This window comes from Clostridium sp. AF15-41 (assembly GCF_003604095.1).
Lineage (GTDB): Bacteria > Bacillota > Clostridia > Lachnospirales > Lachnospiraceae > Coprococcus.
In genome coordinates, this window is the sequence record NZ_QTMQ01000019.1 from 21,503 (window position 1) to 42,514 (window position 21,012).

Annotated in this window: 18 protein-coding genes; 13 read left to right on the top strand and 5 right to left on the bottom strand. The window is 44.1% G+C overall.

Going from position 1 to position 21,012, the window contains the following annotated elements; translation table 11 throughout:
• Positions 1-407: 407 nt before the first annotated feature.
• From ileS to DWW43_RS11355, 7 genes are all read left to right on the top strand, one after another.
• Positions 408-3,578 (top strand): isoleucine--tRNA ligase, encoded by a 3,171-nt coding sequence (gene ileS / locus DWW43_RS11330; RefSeq protein WP_119963630.1) that lies wholly within the window; start codon positions 408-410, stop codon positions 3,576-3,578.
• Positions 3,579-3,856: 278 nt separating this feature from the next.
• Positions 3,857-5,575: a sodium:alanine symporter family protein gene (locus DWW43_RS11335; protein WP_119963631.1), complete on the top strand. Its 1,719-nt coding sequence runs from the start codon at positions 3,857-3,859 to the stop codon at positions 5,573-5,575.
• A gap of 395 nt (positions 5,576-5,970) precedes the next feature.
• Positions 5,971-6,099 carry a hypothetical protein gene (locus tag DWW43_RS12410; RefSeq protein ID WP_279221107.1) on the top strand — a complete coding sequence of 43 codons (129 nt, stop codon included), beginning with the start codon at positions 5,971-5,973 and terminating at the stop codon, positions 6,097-6,099.
• A gap of 51 nt (positions 6,100-6,150) precedes the next feature.
• A complete protein-coding gene (locus tag DWW43_RS11340) occupies positions 6,151-6,441 on the top strand; it encodes a GIY-YIG nuclease family protein (protein WP_119963632.1) in 291 nt (96 codons plus the stop codon).
• Positions 6,442-6,498: 57 nt separating this feature from the next.
• On the top strand, positions 6,499-7,062 hold the full coding sequence (locus tag DWW43_RS11345; protein WP_008402380.1) for a flavin reductase family protein: 564 nt from the start codon (positions 6,499-6,501) through the stop codon (positions 7,060-7,062).
• 5 nt (positions 7,063-7,067) lie between these two features.
• Positions 7,068-7,931 (top strand): 4-(cytidine 5'-diphospho)-2-C-methyl-D-erythritol kinase, encoded by an 864-nt coding sequence (gene ispE / locus DWW43_RS11350; protein ID WP_021944190.1) that lies wholly within the window; start codon positions 7,068-7,070, stop codon positions 7,929-7,931.
• Between the two features lie 59 nt (positions 7,932-7,990).
• Entirely contained in the window at positions 7,991-8,665 is a 675-nt protein-coding gene (locus tag DWW43_RS11355) for a GntR family transcriptional regulator (RefSeq protein WP_119963633.1), read from the top strand.
• Positions 8,666-8,675: 10 nt separating this feature from the next.
• Here the strand turns inward: DWW43_RS11355 and DWW43_RS11360 are convergent, their stop codons facing one another.
• Entirely contained in the window at positions 8,676-9,737 is a 1,062-nt protein-coding gene (locus tag DWW43_RS11360) for a Gfo/Idh/MocA family oxidoreductase (RefSeq protein WP_119963634.1), read from the bottom strand.
• Positions 9,738-10,102: 365 nt separating this feature from the next.
• Between DWW43_RS11360 and DWW43_RS11365 the strand changes: the two genes are divergently transcribed.
• The 6 genes from DWW43_RS11365 to DWW43_RS11390 all read left to right on the top strand — a co-directional run bounded on the left by DWW43_RS11365 (position 10,103) and on the right by DWW43_RS11390 (position 16,678).
• Positions 10,103-11,683, top strand: coding sequence for a spore germination protein (locus DWW43_RS11365; RefSeq protein WP_119963635.1), 1,581 nt, complete (start codon positions 10,103-10,105; stop codon positions 11,681-11,683).
• A 222-nt stretch (positions 11,684-11,905) separates the two neighbouring features.
• Positions 11,906-13,480 carry a hypothetical protein gene (locus tag DWW43_RS11370; RefSeq protein ID WP_119963636.1) on the top strand — a complete coding sequence of 525 codons (1,575 nt, stop codon included), beginning with the start codon at positions 11,906-11,908 and terminating at the stop codon, positions 13,478-13,480.
• A gap of 129 nt (positions 13,481-13,609) precedes the next feature.
• Complete coding sequence (locus DWW43_RS11375; protein ID WP_119963637.1) at positions 13,610-14,413, top strand: hypothetical protein; 804 nt, start codon at positions 13,610-13,612, stop codon at positions 14,411-14,413.
• A gap of 120 nt (positions 14,414-14,533) precedes the next feature.
• Positions 14,534-15,592: a D-alanine--D-alanine ligase family protein gene (locus DWW43_RS11380; protein WP_119963638.1), complete on the top strand. Its 1,059-nt coding sequence runs from the start codon at positions 14,534-14,536 to the stop codon at positions 15,590-15,592.
• 3 nt (positions 15,593-15,595) lie between these two features.
• Complete coding sequence (locus DWW43_RS11385; RefSeq protein WP_008402400.1) at positions 15,596-16,033, top strand: DUF1934 domain-containing protein; 438 nt, start codon at positions 15,596-15,598, stop codon at positions 16,031-16,033.
• A gap of 6 nt (positions 16,034-16,039) precedes the next feature.
• Positions 16,040-16,678, top strand: coding sequence for an SAM-dependent methyltransferase (locus tag DWW43_RS11390; RefSeq protein ID WP_119963639.1), 639 nt, complete (start codon positions 16,040-16,042; stop codon positions 16,676-16,678).
• Positions 16,679-16,882: 204 nt separating this feature from the next.
• Here the strand turns inward: DWW43_RS11390 and DWW43_RS11395 are convergent, their stop codons facing one another.
• The 4 genes from DWW43_RS11395 to malQ form a co-directional block, all read right to left on the bottom strand.
• On the bottom strand, positions 16,883-17,671 hold the full coding sequence (locus DWW43_RS11395; RefSeq protein ID WP_008402403.1) for a CPBP family intramembrane glutamic endopeptidase: 789 nt from the start codon (positions 17,669-17,671) through the stop codon (positions 16,883-16,885).
• A 2-nt stretch (positions 17,672-17,673) separates the two neighbouring features.
• The gene (locus DWW43_RS11400; RefSeq protein ID WP_021944205.1) at positions 17,674-18,231 is read right to left on the bottom strand and encodes a hypothetical protein; all 558 of its coding nucleotides are present in this window, start codon (positions 18,229-18,231) and stop codon (positions 17,674-17,676) included.
• Positions 18,232-18,500: 269 nt separating this feature from the next.
• On the bottom strand, positions 18,501-19,238 hold the full coding sequence (locus DWW43_RS11405) for a lysophospholipid acyltransferase family protein (protein ID WP_008402405.1): 738 nt from the start codon (positions 19,236-19,238) through the stop codon (positions 18,501-18,503).
• A gap of 15 nt (positions 19,239-19,253) precedes the next feature.
• Positions 19,254-20,783, bottom strand: coding sequence for a 4-alpha-glucanotransferase (gene malQ / locus DWW43_RS11410; RefSeq protein WP_008402406.1), 1,530 nt, complete (start codon positions 20,781-20,783; stop codon positions 19,254-19,256).
• Positions 20,784-21,012: the final 229 nt, after the last annotated feature.

Genomic DNA, 21,012 nt, shown 5'->3' on the forward strand with positions numbered 1-21,012 from the left:
TACTATATGACGCATAGTATAATATGTCAAGAGGTATTTTATAAAAAATAATTTGACAAGAACGCTCATGGTTGCTATACTCAAGGTTGATAAAAATAAGAAGAAAAGCGATGACAGAGACAGTAGATCATGTTTGAAAGGCAGAGCGAGCCGGAGATGGTGCAAGACCGGTGCGAGTAGAAGATGATGGAAGATCACTCTTAAGCTTCAGACCGAAAACGACAGCCAGTAGGCTCTGACGTCATTCCCTCGTTACGGGAAGCACATATGTTAGTATGCAAGTAATAGGTGGTATAACGAGAACTTTAAGCCTTCGTCCTTTTTGCGGCGGCGGCTTTTTTTACTTTATAGAAAAGTTTGTCTAATAATATTTTGCATACATTGAATAAAAAGAAAGGAAGAACAACATGTACGAAAAAGTATCGACCAAATTGAATTTCGTAGACAGAGAACAGAAGGTTCTGGATTTCTGGAAAGAAAATCAGGTATTTGAGAAGAGTGTGGAAGAAACAAAGGATCTTCCGACTTACACATTTTATGATGGACCTCCAACAGCAAATGGTAAGCCACATATCGGCCATGTGCTTACACGAGTTATCAAGGATATGATTCCAAGATATCAGACAATGAAGGGCCATAACGTAGTAAGAAAGGCAGGATGGGATACACATGGCCTTCCTGTAGAGTTGGAAGTTGAGAAACTTTTAGGAATCGATGGCAAAGAGCAGATCGAGGAATACGGTCTGGAGCCATTTATTCAGAAATGTAAAGAATCCGTATGGAAATACAAAGGTATGTGGGAAGAATTCTCTGGCAAGGTAGGATTCTGGGCAGATATGGATGATCCATATGTAACATACCACAATGATTTCATCGAGTCCGAGTGGTGGGCACTGAAGAAGATCTGGGATCAGGGACTTTTATACAAAGGCTTCAAGATCGTGCCATATTGTCCACGCTGCGGAACTCCACTGTCAAGCCACGAAGTAGCACAGGGTTATAAGACTGTAAAGGAACGTTCCGCAGTTGTAAGATTCAAGGTTATCGGCGAAGATGCATATTTCCTTGCATGGACAACTACACCTTGGACACTTCCATCAAACGTAGCCCTCTGTGTAAATCCGGATGAGACTTATGTCAAAGTAAAGGCGGCGGACGGATATACCTATTATCTGGCAGAAGCACTGGCAGACAAGGTACTCGGTTCCCTTGCAAAGGAGGCTACAGACGATACACCTGCTGTACCTGCATATGAAGTTCTGGAGACATACAAAGGAAAAGATCTGGAATACAAAGAGTACGAACCATTATATGAGTGCGTAAAGCCTGTATGCGAGAAGCAGCATAAGAAGGGTCACTACATCACATGTGATTCTTATGTAACTATGACAGATGGTACAGGTATCGTTCATATCGCACCTGCATTTGGTGAGGACGACGCAAATGTAGGAAGAAAGTACGATCTTCCATTTGTACAGTTCGTAGATGGCAAGGGTGATCTGACAGAGGAAACTCCTTATGCGGGAATCTTCGTAAAGGATGCAGATCCAAAGGTATTGGTTGACCTTGACAAAGAAGGACTTCTGTTCGACGCACCAAAGTTCGAGCATGAATATCCACACTGCTGGAGATGTGATACTCCGCTGATCTACTACGCAAGAGATACCTGGTTTATCAAGATGACAGCAGTCAGAGATAAGCTGGTTAAGAATAACGACACCGTAAACTGGATCCCTGAGAGCATTGGTAAGGGACGTTTCGGTGACTGGTTAAAGAATGTACAGGATTGGGGACTTTCCCGTAACCGTTATTGGGGAACTCCGTTAAATATCTGGGAATGTGAATGCGGATGCCGTCATGCGATCGGTTCGATCGAAGAATTAAAGAGTATGAGCGACAACTGCCCGGATGAGATCGAGCTGCACCGTCCGTTCATCGACGCTGTAACGATCAAATGTCCGGAGTGCGGTAAGCAGATGCACAGAGTATCTGAAGTTATCGACTGCTGGTTCGATTCAGGTTCCATGCCATTTGCACAGTGGCATTATCCGTTTGAGAATGCAGACATCTTCGAGAAGCATTTCCCTGCTGACTTCATCAGCGAGGCAGTTGACCAGACAAGAGGATGGTTCTATTCTCTGATGGCGATCTCAACCCTGTTATTTGACAAGGCTCCGTTCAAGAATGTAATTGTCCTCGGACATGTACAGGATAAGGATGGACAGAAGATGAGTAAGTCCAAGGGAAATGCCGTAGATCCGATGGATGCACTGAACAAATACGGTGCAGATGCGATCCGGTGGTATTTCTACAGCAACTCCGCTCCATGGCTTCCAAACCGTTTCCATGAAGATGCGGTTATCGAGTGCCAGAGAAAGTTCCTCGGAACCTTATGGAACACTTACGCATTCTATGTATTATATGCAAATATCGACAACTTCAATCCACTTGAGCATGAGCTGGATTACGAGAAGCTGTCACTGATGGATAAATGGTTATTATCAAAGCTGAACTCAACCGTAAAGGCTGTTGATGAGAACCTTGCAGCATACAAGATCCCTGAGACAACCAGAGTATTAGAGGAGTTCGTAGATGACCTTTCCAACTGGTATGTTCGTCGTGGACGTGAGAGATACTGGGCAAAGGGTATGGAGCAGGATAAGGTAAATGCCTACATGACACTGTATACAGCCCTTGTTACAATCTCCATGACAGCAGCTCCGATGATTCCGTTTATGGCAGAGGATATTTACCAGAATCTGGTAAGAAGCATTGATAAGGATGCTCCATTATCTGTTCATCTGTGCGAGTTCCCGAAGGTAGAGGAGAAGATGATCGACACAGACCTTGAGGCAGCTATGGATGAGATCTTAAAGATCGTTGTTCTTGGACGTGCAGCCAGAAATACTGCAAATATCAAGAACAGACAGCCGATCGGAACCATGTATGTAAAGGCAGCAAAAGAGCTGACAGAGGATGAGAAAGCGATCGTCAAAGACGAGCTGAACATCAAGAACGTAGTATTTACAGAGGATATCGCAAGCTTCAGTTCTTACACATTCAAGCCGCAGCTTCGTACCGTAGGACCAAAGTACGGCAAGCAGTTAGGCGGAATCAAGGCATATCTGTCATCCGTTGACGGAAATGCAGCTATGGCAGAGCTGAAGGAAAAGGGTGCTCTGACATTTGACGTAAACGGCACAGAGGTATCTCTGGCAGAGGAAGATCTGCTGATCGATATCGCACAGACCGAAGGCTACGTTACAGAGGCAGACGGTGCGGTAACAGTTGTTATTGACACAAATCTGACAGAAGAACTCTTAGAGGAAGGATTTGTCAGAGAGATTGTATCCAAGATCCAGACCATGAGAAAGGAAGCCGGCTTCGAAGTAATGGACAAGATCACAGTCTATGCAGAGGGAAGCGACAAGGCAACCGGACTTATGAATGCAAATGCTGACAGCATCAAGTCTGACGTTATGGCAGATGCACTGGTAACCGGAAGTGTAGATGGCTATTCCAAGGAATGGAACATCAACGGCGAGAAGGTAACACTTGGTGTAAAGAAAAACGCATAAATAATACAGGGCGTTGACTGATGCCGAAAAAAGCAAATTTATACTTGCTTTTTTCGGAAAGCGTCTGTATTATAGATAACATATTAAAAGGTGCAAGGAAGTACTAGAGATAGCAACTTCCCTGCACCTTTTTCTCGTTAATGAAGTTGCCAATTACACAACAAGGAGTAGAAACGAGCGGAAGCGTTCCCTGGTTGGTAATGTCAAAAACATTCAAATATAACATCAAACAGTAGATATTGTGTAATTGACTATGAATGAATATGGAGGCGATGGGTATGGAAAAACTCAATCAGATTGTAAGTGCAGTTGATTCGTTTGTGTGGGGACCGGTGATGCTGGTGCTTCTCGTAGGAACCGGTATCTTTCTGACGATACGGACGCGATTCCTGCCGTGGAGGAATCTCGGATATGCGATCAAGAGCACACTTAGTAAAGAAGCAAGAACAAAGAACAGAGGAACCGGTGATGTATCCCCATTCTCGGCACTGACGACAGCGCTTGCCGCAACGATCGGAACCGGAAATATCGTAGGTGTGGCGACAGCAATGGTATCCGGTGGTCCGGGTGCTCTGGTCTGGATGTGGATCTCGGCGTTGTTCGGAATCACATCGAAATTCTCAGAATGTATGCTGGCAATCAAATACCGTGAGGTAAATGCCAAAGGAGAGATCTCAGGTGGACCGATGTATACGATGAAGAAAGCATTGAAACACAAAAGATTCGGAAGTGTGCTCGGTTGGCTGTTTGCATTCTTTGCGGTTGTTGCATCCTTTGGTATCGGAAATATGACACAGGCGAACTCGATCGCATCCTCCATGAATGAGACCTTTCACATCAATCCGATCATTATCGGTGTAATCCTTACGATCCTTGCCTTAATGATCATTATCGGCGGTATCAAATCCATATCAAAGATTTCCGCGATCGTTGTTCCGTTTATGGCAATCTTCTATGTACTTGCAGGACTTATAGTAATTATCGGAAATATATCGAATGTGCCGGAAGGTCTGCATGAGATCTTCACAATGGCATTTTCCATGAAATCCGTATCCGGCGGTGTGCTTGGTACCGTAGTTGCATCTATGACAAATGCAATGCGGTTCGGTGTTGCCCGTGGTTGTTTCTCAAATGAAGCAGGTATGGGATCGGCAGCGATCACCGCAGCAGCAGCTACAACAGATAACCCGGTTCGTCAGGGATATATCAACATGACAGGAACATTCTGGGATACGATCGTTGTATGTACGATCACTGGTCTGGTAATCGCAAGCTCCGGTGTGATCGGCAAGACATCAACAACGACGGAAGGTTCATATGCGATCACCTCTGAGGCCGAAGATACACTGGCTCTGACACATGAAGAAAAGGGTAAGATGGTGACGACAGAATATACCGTTACATACAAAGATGGAACATTGACTTTGTCCGGTGGAGCAGAGGACATCGTTCTGACACCATATGCAGACGCTTCCGATAGTGAAGCATTTGCAAAGCTTCAGCATCAGCCGGATAGTCTGGAAGCAGTTTATGAGAATGGCGCGATCACAGGTGCATGGACCTCTGGCTGCAATGCTTATATTTTTGATGAAGATGGTACATATTATTATGAAGAAGCCTATACAGGATCGGCGCTGACGATCAAAGCATTTGAGACAGTTCTGGGTAAGGCGGGAGCATGGCTGGTAACGATAGGTATTGCATTATTTGCATTCTCGACAATCCTTGGCTGGGAGTATCATGGAGAGAAAGCCTTTGAATACCTGTTCCATTCCCACAAATACAACATGATCTATCGTATCATATTCTCCCTTGTAGTATACATCGGTGCGACGACTTCGCTGGATCTGGCATGGAACTTCTCGGATATCGCAAATGCACTGATGGCGATTCCAAACCTGATCTGTCTGCTTCTGTTAAGCAAAGAGATTGCAACCGATATGCAGGAATTCCAGAAAGTACTCGCAGAAGAAAAAGCAGCAAAGAAGCGTGCGTAAATAGTCGGCCTGCCGGTGGGCTTTTGAACAAAAATGAAAGATAAAAGATACATTATTAAGATGAAGCAAAACCTGTTTATGTATTGATATATAAAGCAAAAATGGGAAATAGCATTACTATTATGTAGCAAGCCTTTTTCAACGCCGGTTCTTAGTGAGTCGCCATAGGCGAGGAGCTTAGTACCGCTGCGTTGAAATAGAGTGCAAACGACTTGCGAAATAATATGTAATGTATTTTCCATTTTGATTCAAAAACCTACAGACAGGTTTTGCGTCATAATAATGGTGTATCTTTCATTTTTTAGTAGCAAAATGACAGTTTATGAGTATAATTATAGTAAACGCGCAGACGGAATAATGAGAGGAAGATGCCGGAATGTGAAGCATAGCCGGATATGAGAGCGCATGAAGATGCGAGACTTACTGATGAAGTACCGGAATCTGTCTGCTTTATTATAATGGATTCAGAAATGAGTTCAAGGGAAGCTGCCGGAGAAGTTCCGGCGGCATACCCGGATACATAGAAAGTCAATATCGGCTTTGGATAAAAAAGAAAACATGTGGGTAAGAACACAATGAGTACGACAGAAGAAAAACACAACTATACTTACATAGTCCGATGTAAGGACGGAACGTATTACACCGGATGGACGAATAATCTGGAAAAGCGGATGAAAGCACATAATGAAGGACGAGGGGGCGCCAAGTATACCAGAAGCCGGCGCCCTGTTGTCCTTGTTTATTATGAGGAATCAGAGACTCCGGAGGAAGCAATGAGCAGAGAGTGGCACATCAAGCAGATGAGCCGAAGCCGGAAAGAAGAATTAATCAGAAATTTTCAACCAGATAGTATACAGAAGACATGAAAATAGTATAAAATATAAGAATTGAGAAAATAAAAGTCGAACACCAGGAGGTTATAGATGGGAAGACAATTATGGAAACCGGGAAATATGCTGTACCCGGTACCGGCAGTTATGGTAACATGTAAGCGGGAAGGCGGACAGCCGAATATCATCACGATCGCATGGGCAGGAACGGTCTGCAGTTCTCCGGCGATGGTTTCAATATCTGTTAGACCGGAACGCTATTCCTATGATATTATAAAAGCCAGTGGAGAATTTGTGATCAATCTGGTGACTGAGAAGCTGACATTTGCGACCGATTATTGTGGCGTAAAGAGTGGGCGCGATATTGACAAATTCAAAGCAACAGGACTTCATACCTGTCCGGGACTTACAGTTGCCACACCGGGTATCGCAGAGAGTCCGGTCAATATCGAATGTAAGGTAAAAGAAGTGATCCCGCTTGGAAGTCATCATATGTTCCTGGCGGAGGTGACCGGCGTACAGGTGGATGAAGCATACATGAATGAAAATGGCAAATTCGAGCTTAACCAGCTTGGACTGGTAGCATATTCCCATGGAGAATACTTCAAACTTGGAAAGAAACTGGGAAAATTCGGATATTCAGTGAGGAAGAAATAAGAAACATGAAGATAGAATTACAGGCATATGGTAAAGTAAATCTGGGACTGGACGTGCTCAGAAGAAGACCGGACGGTTATCATGAAGTAAAGATGATCATGCAGACGGTAAAATTACATGACACATTGACATTTGAGACAGTGGATGAGGATGTGATCGTTCTCAGCACAAATGCGGACGAGCTTCCGGTAAATGAAGATAATCTGGTATATAAAGCATGTCGGATGTTGAAACAGGAATATCAGATCACGCGTGGAATCCGGGTATTCCTTCAGAAAGAGCTTCCGGTTGCAGCCGGAATGGCTGGCGGAAGTGCTGATGCGGCAGCAGCGCTGATCGGAATGAATAAGATCTTTGATCTTCAGATTCCGAAACACAAGCTGATGGAATATGGAGTGAAGCTTGGTGCGGATGTTCCATACTGTATCATGAAAGGAACTGCATTATCAGAAGGAATCGGCGAGAAGCTGACGGCACTTGCACCGATGCCGGACTGCTATATCCTACTTGCAAAACCGCCGATCGCGGTATCGACGAAGATGGTATATGAGAACCTGCATGCAAATGAATTAGAAAAACATCCGGATATAGACGGCATGGTGATGGCACTGGAAGAACAGAGTTTACAGGGCATCACGGAACGTATGGAGAATGTGCTAGAGACAGTAACTGAGGTACGGTATCCGGTTATTGCAGAGATCAAAGCTTGCATGAAAGAATGTGGTGCAATGAATTCACTTATGAGTGGAAGCGGTCCGACTGTATTTGGTATATTTACAGAGAAGGAAAAAGCGGAGAAAGCGGCAGATGCGATCCGCAGCCGAAAGCTGGCAAAGCAGGTATTTGTCACACAGCCATATAATGTGTAAGATCAGGCAGGACAGAGGGAGTTGTTCTGCAGAAGAAATAGAGAGAAATGGGGTAACTTATGGAGTTGAAGTTAAATATGGATGAGTATCTTCCGCTTCGGGAGGTTGTATTTGAAGCGTTGCGGGATGCCATCGTACATGGAGAATTTGAACCGGGCGAACGGTTATTAGAAGTGGCACTCGCAAAACGTCTGGGTGTCAGCCGGACTCCGGTGCGTGAAGCGATCCGGATGCTGGAATTAGAGGGCTTAGTCGTGATGGTTCCAAGGAAAGGTGCAGAGGTTGCCCGTATCACGGAGAAGGATCTCCGGGATGCGCTGGAGATCCGCCTGAGTCTGGAAGAACTGGCAGTCGAACTTGCCTGCAAACGAATTGATGAAGAAGGCAGGCTCAGATTAAGAGAAGCCTGTGAGAATTTCCGTGAGGCAGTCCGTTCCGGTCGTGTGCCGGATATCGTAGATACAGATGTTGCTTTTCATGAGACAATCTGTGAATTAAGCAACAATCCAAGACTTGTGAGTCTTACCAAGAACTTTGGAGAGCAGGTATATCGGTATCGTGTGGAATATGTGCGGGATACCGGATATCATGGCAAACTGCTCCGTGAGCATGATGAGATCACGGAGGCGATATTGCTCGGAGATGTAGAGAAGGCAAAAGCAGTTATGCATCAGCATATTTACGATCAGGAGCAGATCGTGATACAGAATATCAAACAGAAACAGGATAGCTAATAGAAATTAGCTACCAGCTCTTTCGTATCTCGTCAAATAGCCGCATGATATATAAAGTATGTTCATGCGGCATTTCAGGACATTCAATCAGACCTTTTTCAAGTGCTCGCTTACAGGCGAGCACTTCGTATTCATAGCCGCTGATCTGGGCAGGACAGTTGATCGTCTGAACCAGTCGGCGGTCATTTTCATATATACGAAATGCTTCGTAATTATTGATGTTGTCAACCTCGATGTAGCCTTTTGTTCCGTAGATCACGCCGCGGCGGTCGGTTGCTGATTCCATAGTTGTGAACAAGCCGGCGATCGCACCATTCGGGTATGTCAGGTTGATAAATTCTGTTTTGTCTACGCCTGATTCGTGTGGAGTCATCGTTGTGTGGATCGCAGATACGTTGTCGCCAAGCACCCAGGTCGCAAAGTTTAAGGTATATGGTGCAAGATCTAAGAGTGCGCCACCGGCAAGCTCCGGGCGAATCAGGCGTTCTACCTGCATCAGGGAATAACCAAGATTTGCGGTCAGGCCTGTTATTTTTCCGATAACGCCGGAATCTATAATCTCTTTTAAGGTAAATGACATTGGCATATAGCGAACCCACATCGCTTCTGCCAGTAATATATTCTTTTCTTTTGCAAGCCGGATCATATCTTCGGCTTCTTTTGTATTTACGGCAAATGCTTTTTCGCACAGAACAGCCCGGTTGTGATTCAGACACAGCGTCGTATGCTCTTTATGGTGGGAATGCGGAGTTGCAACGTAGACAAGATCGATCCCGTCATCGGCAACCATTTCTTCATAAGAGCCATACCATTTGGATGCATGGTAAGTATCTGCAAACTGTCTGGCTTTTTCTTCCGTTCTGCTTGCTACAGCATAGAGTTCCACTTCTTCCATCTGGTTGACGGTTTCCGCCATCTTGCGGGCGATACCGCCTGCGCCGAGGATGGCAAGGCGTAGTTTCCTGTTTTCTAATCTGGCGTCTGAGGGTGCCGTAGCATTTCTGTTGTCTGATTTATAAATTGGATCTGTTGTATGTTTTTTGTTGTCGGATATATTATCTGATTTTATCATTTTTTTCGTTTCCTTTCTGGGTGGTTTGTGAAGTCGTGGTATTTCTATATTTCCGGTTAAAATTCTATATGGCGCTGATGAAACGGAAGCTATTGAATGTTGCCGGGTTTCGTCATGTGTGAGCAATTCCATAATTTTATATAATTACTATAGGAGTTTTTTGGGACTTATGCAAGTATATCCAATCGTAATGATCATTTTCGCATGATCCAATGTTGCGTCATATGTATAGTTCAGAGGGTTACTGGCAATACTGGAAATAGTAAGAAGATAATACAAGTAAAAGTTAGATTATGAAGGGATAAGGTTGGGGAAAAGTCGGTCAGAGTTGTAAAAAAAATAAATGTACATAGGAGCAGCGGGAGGTGGAACGTTTGGGGAAAGAGAGAGATATGGAAGGCGGAATTTATAGTGCAGACAGCCGGATCGAAAAAGACATAGATGTAAATATCAGCCGGGTAAAGGCACTGTTTGCTGATTGGGGAGACATCGTGGAACGTCGGTTTACAGTAAGACGTACCGGAATGGATGTGTATGCGGAGGATTCCGTCGGATCGGCAGATGAGACATCCTCTTCGGTAGGAGCAATCTATGTAGTGTACATTGATGGGTTATGTGACAATGGCCTGATCGAGGATACGATCATTAAGCCTGTGACCTGGGAGTGGCGGCATGAGCATGGCAGTTCCTTATGGGAGGCAATGGATTCATTTGAGACACAATCGGCGGATATAAAGGCAGAAAATGACTTCAAAAAAGTGATGTTTTCGATATTAAAAGGAGACACGGCGGTATTTGTATCGGATGCAGATCGGGCGTTTGTTGTGTCTTCAAAGAAGCTGCCGGTACGTGGGGTGGAAGAAAGTTCTACCGAGGGTGGAATGCGTGGTCCGCGGGATAGTTTTAATGAAAGCATCCGTACATCGACAGCGCTTATCCGGCGAAGAATCAAAGATACAAGATTAAAATTGATCCAGAATACGATCGGTGTTCGTTCCAGAACCGAGTATGGAATCATGTATATTGAGGATATTGCAGAGAAGAAGCTGGTTGAACAGGTGAAAGAACGGATGAATGAATATGAGATAGATGCCATATTTGACAGCGGTATGGCAGAACATCTGATGGAGAAGAAATGGTACCGGCCGTTTCCGGTATTCCAGTCAACCACCAGACCGGATAAAGCGGCAGCAGCACTGGCAGATGGCAGGGTAGTAGTTGTATTTGACAATTCGCCGGAGGTTCTGATCGCGCCGGCGACGATCAATACATTATTCCAGACTGCCGATGATTATTATAACCGTTGGCCGGTTGCAACTTTTGCCAGAATCATTCGTTATATAGCGGCATTTATCGCGGTGGGGCTGCCGGGCTTCTATATAGCTGTTACCTGTTATCACCGGGAGGTGATACCGGATAAACTTCTCTATGCGATTGCAGTTGCAAGAAATCAGTTGTCTTTTCCAATCGTGTTAGAGGTTTTGATCATGGAGTTGTTGTTTGAATTGTTGCGGGAGGCAGGGATCCGTCTGCCGAGTCAGCTGGGAAATACGATCGGTGTTGTTGGTGGTTTGATCGTTGGACAGGCTGCAGTGGAAGCAGGGATTGTCAGTACGATCGTGGTGATCGTAGTTGCGTTGACGGCAATCGCATCTTTTGCAATTCCAAATGAAGCCTTTGCGTCAGTGTTCCGCCTTTTGAAATTTCTTACCATACTGGCGGCAGCATTTTTTGGACTGTATGGCTTCCTTCTGGTGATGCTTTTATTGATCTATCATCTTGCCGGTCTAAACAGCTTTGGTGTTCCATACATGGCACCGGTTGTAACCTGTGGCTATGCAGAGGATGGAATGGAAGATTTTATCCTTCGTAAACCAATCAAAAAATTTGTCTTTCGGCCGGCATGGGCGAACCACAGAGAACGCAGGCGGCTTCGCAAAAAGTAATGATGAATGGATGTGAATTGATATATGGATTATAGAAATGTGACATTTCGACAGCTTTTTATAACGGGAACTTGCCTGATTTTTCCGATTGCTTTCTGGAATATAGTACAGATTATGACGAATTTTTCAAAAAATAACGGAATTTTATCACTTTTTTTGATGCTAATGCTTGCTTTAGTTTATGTGGTGCTACTACATCTTGCGCTTTCAGGTGTAGTGAAAATGTCAGATCCGGCTAAAGAAAAGACAGAGATAACGGGTGCAAAAGTATGGAATAATAAGAAAAAAGTGGCTATTGCGTCTATTTATGTGATCAGATATGTAATTCGGGTTCTTTTTTTGCTTTATTTCTTTGTACAGGGGAGCCGGATCCTGATGCTGCCGGATTATGCAGGAACGATTCTGGTTGTTCCGGTATTACTGGCACTTTTCTATATGGCAGGAAAGGGGCTGCGTGGTTATATCGGATTTGCGGAAGCAAGTGTGATCGGAATCGGGATCACATTGGTGCTGTTTGTCATTTGTGGATTTTGGAATGCAGATTTTTCCGGATTAAAAGAATATGTAGAATTCCAGATGCAGGCATCTGCATGTAACACGATATGTCAGGTTTTGCTAAAAGGGTATCTGATGATCGTAGGGTTATGTATGCTGGAATTTGTCATGTATCTTTATCTGAGAGTAGAGAAACGAAGACGAGGGATGCTGGTGTGGACGGTATCTGCTCCGGTTGTGTTAGCCCTTGTTGCTTCCTGTTTTGTGATATCGTTGCTTGGCTTGCAGGGCAGAACAGCTGGCTCAAAGGGAATACTAAATGTTGTGGGTGCGATGATGTTCCCCGGAGGTGCAAATGCGAGGCTCGGTTTACTCGCCTGTTATCTGCTTATAATCTTCGGACTCTTGCTTCTGGCTATCCACATTGTATTCATTTGTCAGTTTGTGGATGAGATCTGGAAGATCATCTGTGTATGGAGAAAGAGCGGCGGGATGAGAGCAGTCGGGAATGATAAGAGTACAGAGTTACATGGATGTGATTCTGATAATGCAATGGATAAAAAAGTGATGGAAGAAAAAAACGATACATTTGAGGATAAGACACAGAAGAAAAACAAATATTCGGCAGAAGAAGATATGGAAGAGAAAAGAAGCCTGTGGATAAGAGGCGGCTGTGTGGTTGTTTTGTTTCTGTTGTTTTTGTGGATGGACCGGTTCCTTGGAGAACGGGATGCCGGCCGGGCATTCATGAGCTACATTGCTGCTGTGGATATTCCTTTGTCTGTTCTTGTACCGGCATTTGCAGGGAGAAAACGGACAAATCCGGGGAAGCTTGCAAAGATGGCTGCAGAAGTGATCGGTGGAGTTCTGATCGCCTGTATGTTGTCCGGATGCATGGACAGATCCATTGAAGCGGTAGACTATCTCCGGGTGGTTATGATCTCTGAGACGGAAGGGGGCTACGAGTACACATTTGTTACAGACAGTCTGGAGGGAGCGGAGTCAGCAGCCGAATCGGAGGAGCGGGAGTATCCGGTTGTTGCGGAGAGCCTGCAGCAGGCACGGGCTGAATATGATCAGGCGCATGACCGGAGCCTTGATCTGAGCCATGTTGAATATATCGTGGTGGATTCCGAAGAAACCCTGCGACAGATGTATCCGGAGCTGATAAAAGAATTTGTGACGAATTATGTAGAAGTGATCTGCACCGATTCGCTTTGTCAGGGTGAAGCGTCCGGCAGCATCCGGAAATATATCGCAACGCATTACAAAGGAGAGTGTCTGGCGACACTGGGGGAGTAGACATTCGTTTAAAGTATTAGTTATTGATAAAGAGTGTGAAACAGAATTTGTTTCAATAATAAAGGAATTTAAATATATCAGATATAGATATTTCGTTAGTGTAAATAAAGAAAAATGGAGGTTATGGAAATGGGTAGAGCAGTAAGGGCGGCAGTTGCCGGAATCCTGATCGGTTTATTTTGTGGAACATTATATGTGGAAATGGGAGCACTGAAAAGATTATACAGCGCGAAAAACAGCGTAGAGCAGGTGATGAACCTGATCGAATATGCGGAAGAAAATGAAGATATAGCCTATGACAGTACAGAGGAAAATTATGCCGGAATAACCAGTGACAAAACTTCACAGACAGACGGTAAGAATGATGGATCGAGCCAGCAGGTGGTAAATGGTCTTGAGCCTTCGGATGGTCAGGATACAGAACTGTCAAATGATATCCAGACTGCATTTCGGATTCTGGATGGCACAACATTAAATGCGTATGAAACACAGAAGCAGTTACAGGAACTGGAAGCAATGTATGATGACATAGCAGGAAATTCAAAAGCGGAGCTTGTGGAGAGCAAAATGAATGCTCAGAATAAAACATCAGATGTTATCCGGATTCGGATAAGATATGAGGGAAATGAGAATTTATCGGATAAGCAATTGGATGAATTTACTTCATATGTTGAGCAGGCGGTACTTTATGGCATAGCCGAGAAACTTGGCGCAGACTATAACGATCAGGAGAAAAGCATTGTGCGAAAGAATCTGATACTGAGCAAAGAATATATCGATGCCTGTGCAGAGGAAAGTGCAGAAGAATACGGCATCCCGGTTACTGCCTGGTCAGCCTTTGAATACTTGAGCCTCCCGGCAGCAACATTGAATGGCGTTGCTTATCCGGCTGGGTATTATGAGACTTTGTGTGTGACGTTGAAAAGATTATGACTGACTTTTCCACCTACTCCTAAACCTACTCCTAAATCCCCGGAATCCTTGAATTATATAGGTGGTTGTGGTATGATATGAGATATTTTGATTATATATTTCAAAGGAGCTCAAGGGAATATGGCTAAGAAAAAACTGGTAGTTATTTTTGGAGGAAGATCATCGGAACATGAAGTTTCATGCATTTCAGTTCAGACAGTTGCCAAAGCGGTGGATACGGACAAATATGATATGACACTGATCGGAATCACAAAGGATGGAAAATGGCTGAAGGCTGACAGCATTGAGAGTATTGCTGACGGAAGCTGGTACGACAGTCAGGTTCGTGCAGTGATTTCACCGGATTCTGCAAAAGAGATTATCATAAAAGATGGCGACAGAATCTATGCGGAGCCTGTAGATGTTATTTTCCCTGTTTTGCATGGTTTATATGGAGAAGACGGTACGATTCAGGGATTGTTTGAGATGGCGGACATTCCATATGTGGGCTGTGGTGTATTTGCATCGGCTGCTGCAATGGACAAATTCCATACAAAGATCATTGCTGATCATATCAATGTAACACAGGCAAAATTCGTTCCTGTAGTAGAAGATGATTTTGATGATCTGGATGTTGCGATGGATCGGGTAGAGAGCGAGTTGAATTATCCGGTATTTGTAAAGCCATCATCCGCAGGTTCATCAAAGGGTGTTACAAAGGCACATGACAGAGCCGAGTTAGAGGCTGGTCTGCATGAGGCACTCAACCATGATTCTAAGATCCTTGTCGAGGAGACGATCGTTGGCAGAGAGTTGGAATGTGGCGTACTCGGATATGGCAATCATACAAAGGCATCCGGTGTTGGCGAGATCCTTGCCGCTGCAGATGCAGATTTCTATGATTTTGATGCAAAATACAACAATGCAGATTCCAAGACGATCATCGGTGCGGATATACCGGAAGAAGCTGAGGACGAGATCCGTGCAGAAGCAATCCGTATCTTTAATGCGATTGACGGCTTTGGACTTGCCCGTGTGGATTTCTTCCTTGAGAAAGACACCAATCGTGTAATATTTAATGAAGTAAATACATTGCCGGGATTTACATCGATCAGTATGTATCCGATGCTGTGGGATGCAGAGGGATATGATATCAAGACCCTTGTAAATACCTTAATTGAGATGGCATTTGAAAGATAATTTATGACGACGAGAGATATAAAGATAAAAGTAACGGGTGTACAGAGTGTTGCCGGAGCGGATGATGAGCCGGAGGTTCTGGAGCTTGAGACGCGGGGAACATACTCTGAGAAAAACGGAAACCGCTATATCAAATATGACGAATTCATTGAAGATGTGGAAGAACCGGTGAAGAATCTTCTGCGATTCGATGAGCATGCGCTTCAGCTGACGAAACGTGGCAGTGTGAACACGGTTATGTTATTTGACCGTGAGAAGAACAGCTCAGTGCATTATGTAACTCCGGTCGGACCGATCTGTATGAATATCTGTACGGAGGAATATCATATGGAGCAGTCCGAGAAGGGGATTCGGATTGATATTCGTTACTGTATTGATTTTAACAATGATTATATTACGGATTGCAGTCTGAATGTGACTGCGGACTACGAAGGGGTATAAATATATATGGGTAGTGAGAAATCCTTCGATAGCTTTTTGGGGATTGAAACGATCGCGGAGACAGCATTTGGAGATATGGATGTATGTCTTCCGGTGAACGAAGAAGATAATAATTATGAGGTTACATATTATAATGATTTGGTGACGATGTTCGATGAGATCAGCATGGAGCCTGAAGATACGCTTGTGGATTTTGGCTGTGGACTTGGCAGAGTGCTTTTTTACTGTAATTCCAGACATTACTGCCGGACGGTTGGAATCGAGAACAATGCCAGGGTCTATGACAGACTTCTGACAAATGCCGCAAGCTATCAGAGCAAATTCCTTGATCAGGAGGAACGGATGCAGTTCCTGAATGTGGAAGCGGAGGCATATGAGATCGGAGATGAAGACAATTATTTCTATTTCTTCAATCCATTTTCCAGCGCAACCTTCAAGAAGGTACTGGATAATATCATCGCATCGGTACGGAGACAGCCAAGAGATATTGAACTTCTGATCTACTATCCGACATTTGAATATCAGAAAGCAATCCGTGACTGCAACCTGTTCGTTTTAAAGAAGATGATCAAATTGTCCGGTTATGAAGAAGACCCGGATGAGAAGGTTCTGGTATATCATTTGTCACGATATTTTGTAGTGTAGAATAAATAAGGCGGTCTATCTGGCAGTAGGGCTGTATATTGACTTGCTACGATTCCTATTCAATGCACATGTCTTATTCGTAAATACTCCTGTGCCAACTCGTCCTTCGGACTCAAACAGGCACCCGTATTTACTGACAATGTGCATTTCATTACGGAATCTTCGCCAATGTCAATATACAGCCCTACTGCCAGTCAGACCGCCTTATTTATACACATTATATATAGCAGTCATGCAAATTGCAGTCAGGATACAGGTGATTCCGATGATTCCCCACAGTATAGAGGGGGAGATCGCTATACTTCCGATCACATAGGAAGAAGCGTTTAAGATTATATGAAGGATCATGCCTGGGACCAGGGAGCCTGACCATACGGCAAGACAGCCCAGAATGATTCCGGCCGGAACGCTGTAGCAGAACTGAACGACATTTCCATGATAGCAGCCGAAACAGAATGCTGTGAACAGGATTGCACAGAGGGCGGCATGCTTCGTGTGAAATGCAGAGACAGACAGCTTCAGTGCCACTCCCCGGAAGGCGAATTCTTCTGCGATCGGTGCGAGAAGTGTGACTGTACAGATACGGATGATTCCATTGTTGATGGAAAATGACCGCTGTACCCGTTCATGGTATGAGATTAGAAGCTCCGGCCTATAAGTGTCGATCAGACGAAGAATACAGGTTGTTAAGAGCTGAAGACTGATACCAAGGATCAGCAGTAAAATAAAGATAACAAAAGCACGCAGGAAAGGATTTTTCTTTCCTGCGTGCTTTGTTTTTGAATGATCGGACAGATAAAAATATCCGAAAATACAGATACAAAGAATATATGAAATACATGATGTGATACTGCCGACAGAATCAGTCTGACTGCCTGTAAGATCACAGATCCGGGTGCCTGCAAGATAGACAATATTATGTATCAGTAATGCGGTAACCGGAACCAGACAGGTAATAACTAATTTTCTGAGGTCGACACGAGTATTTATCATGATTACTGGATCTTCTTTGCCCTTTCTTTCTCTTCCTTTGCCTTTGCTTTTCTTGCGGCTTTTTCTTCTTTGCTGAGTTTCATGCTGGCAGTTTCCTGCTCATAAGTCTGCTCGTATTTCTTCTGTTTTGCACGAAGCTTCTGGCTGAATGATTTCTTTGCAGGCTCCGGTGCTTTCTTACCACGAACATTCTTAACGCTTGTGATGTAGATACCGCTGACCATAGCTTTAACTTCGCCACGGACAGGCATAACATCAAAGATTCCATCGTCGCAGATCAGATTGATGATCTGTGGGCCAATCTTGGCTTTAACGATAGGAAGCTTGGCTTTCTGGTAACGCTTTGGAGTTGATTCCAATACCTGTTTCGGAAGATTTGCATCTTTCATAGGCAGCATCTTTTTATCGATGACCAGCATCGTGACAGGCTGTGCAGCCTGAAGCATAGCTTCTTTCTGTGCGCTCTGCTTTTTCTGCAGGCGGTTTCCTACTATGTAAAGTACTACTAAGATTACAACTAATATTGCGATGACGATTAACATCCATCCCCACCAAGGCATAATAAGTTCCTCCTTATATTTCATTATTTGTCTGTGATTGCAAATTGTATATATTATGATTACTTTTGACCTTACCAATCAGGGAACGCTTCCGCTCGTTTCTGCGCTGCATAACTTCGAACTAAGCTCGAAAATACCTCGCTAAGATCTCAGTTACTCCTGCAGCGGTACTAAGATGCCGCTTCTGCGCCATCTAAGGACCGGCGGACTCAAATGTCCCTGTATTGGCAAGTCAAAGTAATCAAATATATATACAATTTGCAATTATATTATTTTTCTGTCATAGGCAGATTTTTTAACCGGGCTGCCTGAATCTTACCGGGGATTGCATCCAGAACCTCTTTACGTTCCTTCGGCTTCAATCCACGGATATCAACCGGCTCTAAGAATTCGATCACAACCTTGCTGCTGTGAAGAAAATTGTGTTTATTTGCTTCCATACATTTGTCTGTTCCGCAGATAGCAACCGGAATGATCAGACATCCGGCTTTCTGAGCGATCTTGAATGCACCGTCTTTAAATGGCAGCAGTTCGTCGCCCTTATTTCTTGTTCCCTCCGGGAAGATCATCATGGAGTGACCGGATTTGATGATATCAGCAGTCTGCAAAATCGTTTCCAGACCCTTTTTCAGATCGGTACGATCCAGATATGTGCATCCGATATCATCCATGTATTTGTAAAGCAGAGGTATATCCTTGATATTGTCCTTGGACATGAAGCCAAGCGGCATATCGATTGCATTGTGACAGGATAAAATATCAAAATAGCTTCGATGATTACCAACGAACATGACCGGTTGGTCGGTAGGAATATTTTCCTTGCCAATAATTGTTCGTTTACATCCGGTTAAGAACATAACTACTCCGAAAAATCCTTTTACCAGCTTCTGAGCCTTGATATAAGCTTTGTCCTGATCCTTTTTTGCAAGCTGCTTCAGATACAGATGATATGGAAAACAAAATATGATTCCAAGTACTGCAAACAGTACAGTAATAATGGTTCTCAAATATATCCTCCTGTTCTATCTGCCGTAGAGTTTTGCTGTCTCAAATAGACGTTCTTCTAATTTAGTATCCATGTCTTTATCCTCAAAGCGCCAAGCCCAGTTGCCTTCCCCTACACCCGGAGTATTCAGACGAGCCCATGAATCTAATTTCAGAACATCCTGCATAGGAACAACAGCCATATTTGCGACAGACGAGAAACATGCACGGATCATAACCCAGCAGATATCACTGGCATCTGTGCTGAAATAGCGGCGAAGCTTGTCCTTGGATGCTTCGTATGCTTTCTGATACCAGCCAAATGTTGTGTCATTGTCATGTGTTCCTGTGTAGCATACACAGTTTCTTGTATAATTATGCGGAAGGAAATCATTTTCTTCCGGATTCTCAAATGCAAACTGTAAGATCTTCATGCCAGGCAGATTGAATTTGTCACGCAATTCGATAACAGAATCGTCGATCTCACCCAGATCCTCAGCGATGATCGGAAGGTCATAGCCAAGATTTGCCTGTAACTGTGTGAAGAAGTTGATACCGGGAGCGGGTTTCCATTCTCCGTTGATGGCGGTTTCTTCGCCATAAGGTACAGCCCAGTACCGGTCAAATCCTCTGAAATGGTCAATTCTTAAGAAATCTGTCAGAGTGAGCTGGTATTTGATTCGCTCGATCCACCATTCATAACCGGTAGCGGTATGCTTTGGCCAGTTATACAGTGGGTTGCCCCACAACTGTCCGGTCTCTGAGAAATAATCAGGTGGTACACCGGCAACTTCAGTTGGGTATCCCTTTGAGTCCAGCATGAAAAGCTCCTGATGGCTCCATACATCGGCACTGTCCCATGCAAGGAAGATCGGAGCATCACCTATGATGCTGATGTTCTTTTCATTTGCGTATTCCTTGATCGCCATCCACTGTGTATGGAATAAGAACTGGATGAAATCATAGTAACCGATCTCATTTGCAAGCTTCTTTTCCCATGTGGTACGCTGTCTTTTGGTAGGTGCTTTCAGGGAATCTTCCCACATATACCAAGGCATTCCTTCATGGAAATCCTTACCTGCCATAAACAGGGAGTAGTCAGCGAGCCAGGAGGAATCCTTTTTGAAAGAAGCAAATGCTGCCATCTGTTCCTCGTCTGTTGACAATCCGTCCTCATAGTCAGGATCAGTAAAACGTTCGTAAGCGAGCTTTAACAGCTTTGTCTTAAAAGTGATCAAGGTTCCGTAGTCGATGTGGATGGGATCCCATTCCGGCATATCGGTAAAATCATCTTCTGACAGAAGCTTGTATTCTTTTAATGCATCAAGGTCAATAATTAACGGCTGACCGGCAAATGCGGAGAATGGCTGATATGGTGAATCACCAAATCCGGTATGTCCAAGTGGAAGCACCTGCCACAGATTCAAGCCCGAATTTGCCAGAAAGTCTATAAACCGGTATGCACCTTTTCCGAGATCACCGATTCCGTAAGGACTTGGAAATGAAGTCGGATGTGCCAGAATACCGGCGTATTTCTTTGGCTTTTTTTCATGGTTGTTTTCTAACATGTTTATCCTCTTTTCCTATTATTATATTGACGTTTTTGGTCTGGTCAGATATATCTGTCTGCCCGAACATCATAAAACCTCATTTTTCCTTGAAAAATCAAGGCGGTGTGGAAAAAACACCGTACGTTTTATTATACATAAAACGAATTATTCTTACAAGCCTGAAATTGGGGGAAGTCGCAGTCCGCCTGTAGGATTACAATACATGTGTTACAACTGAATATAAAAA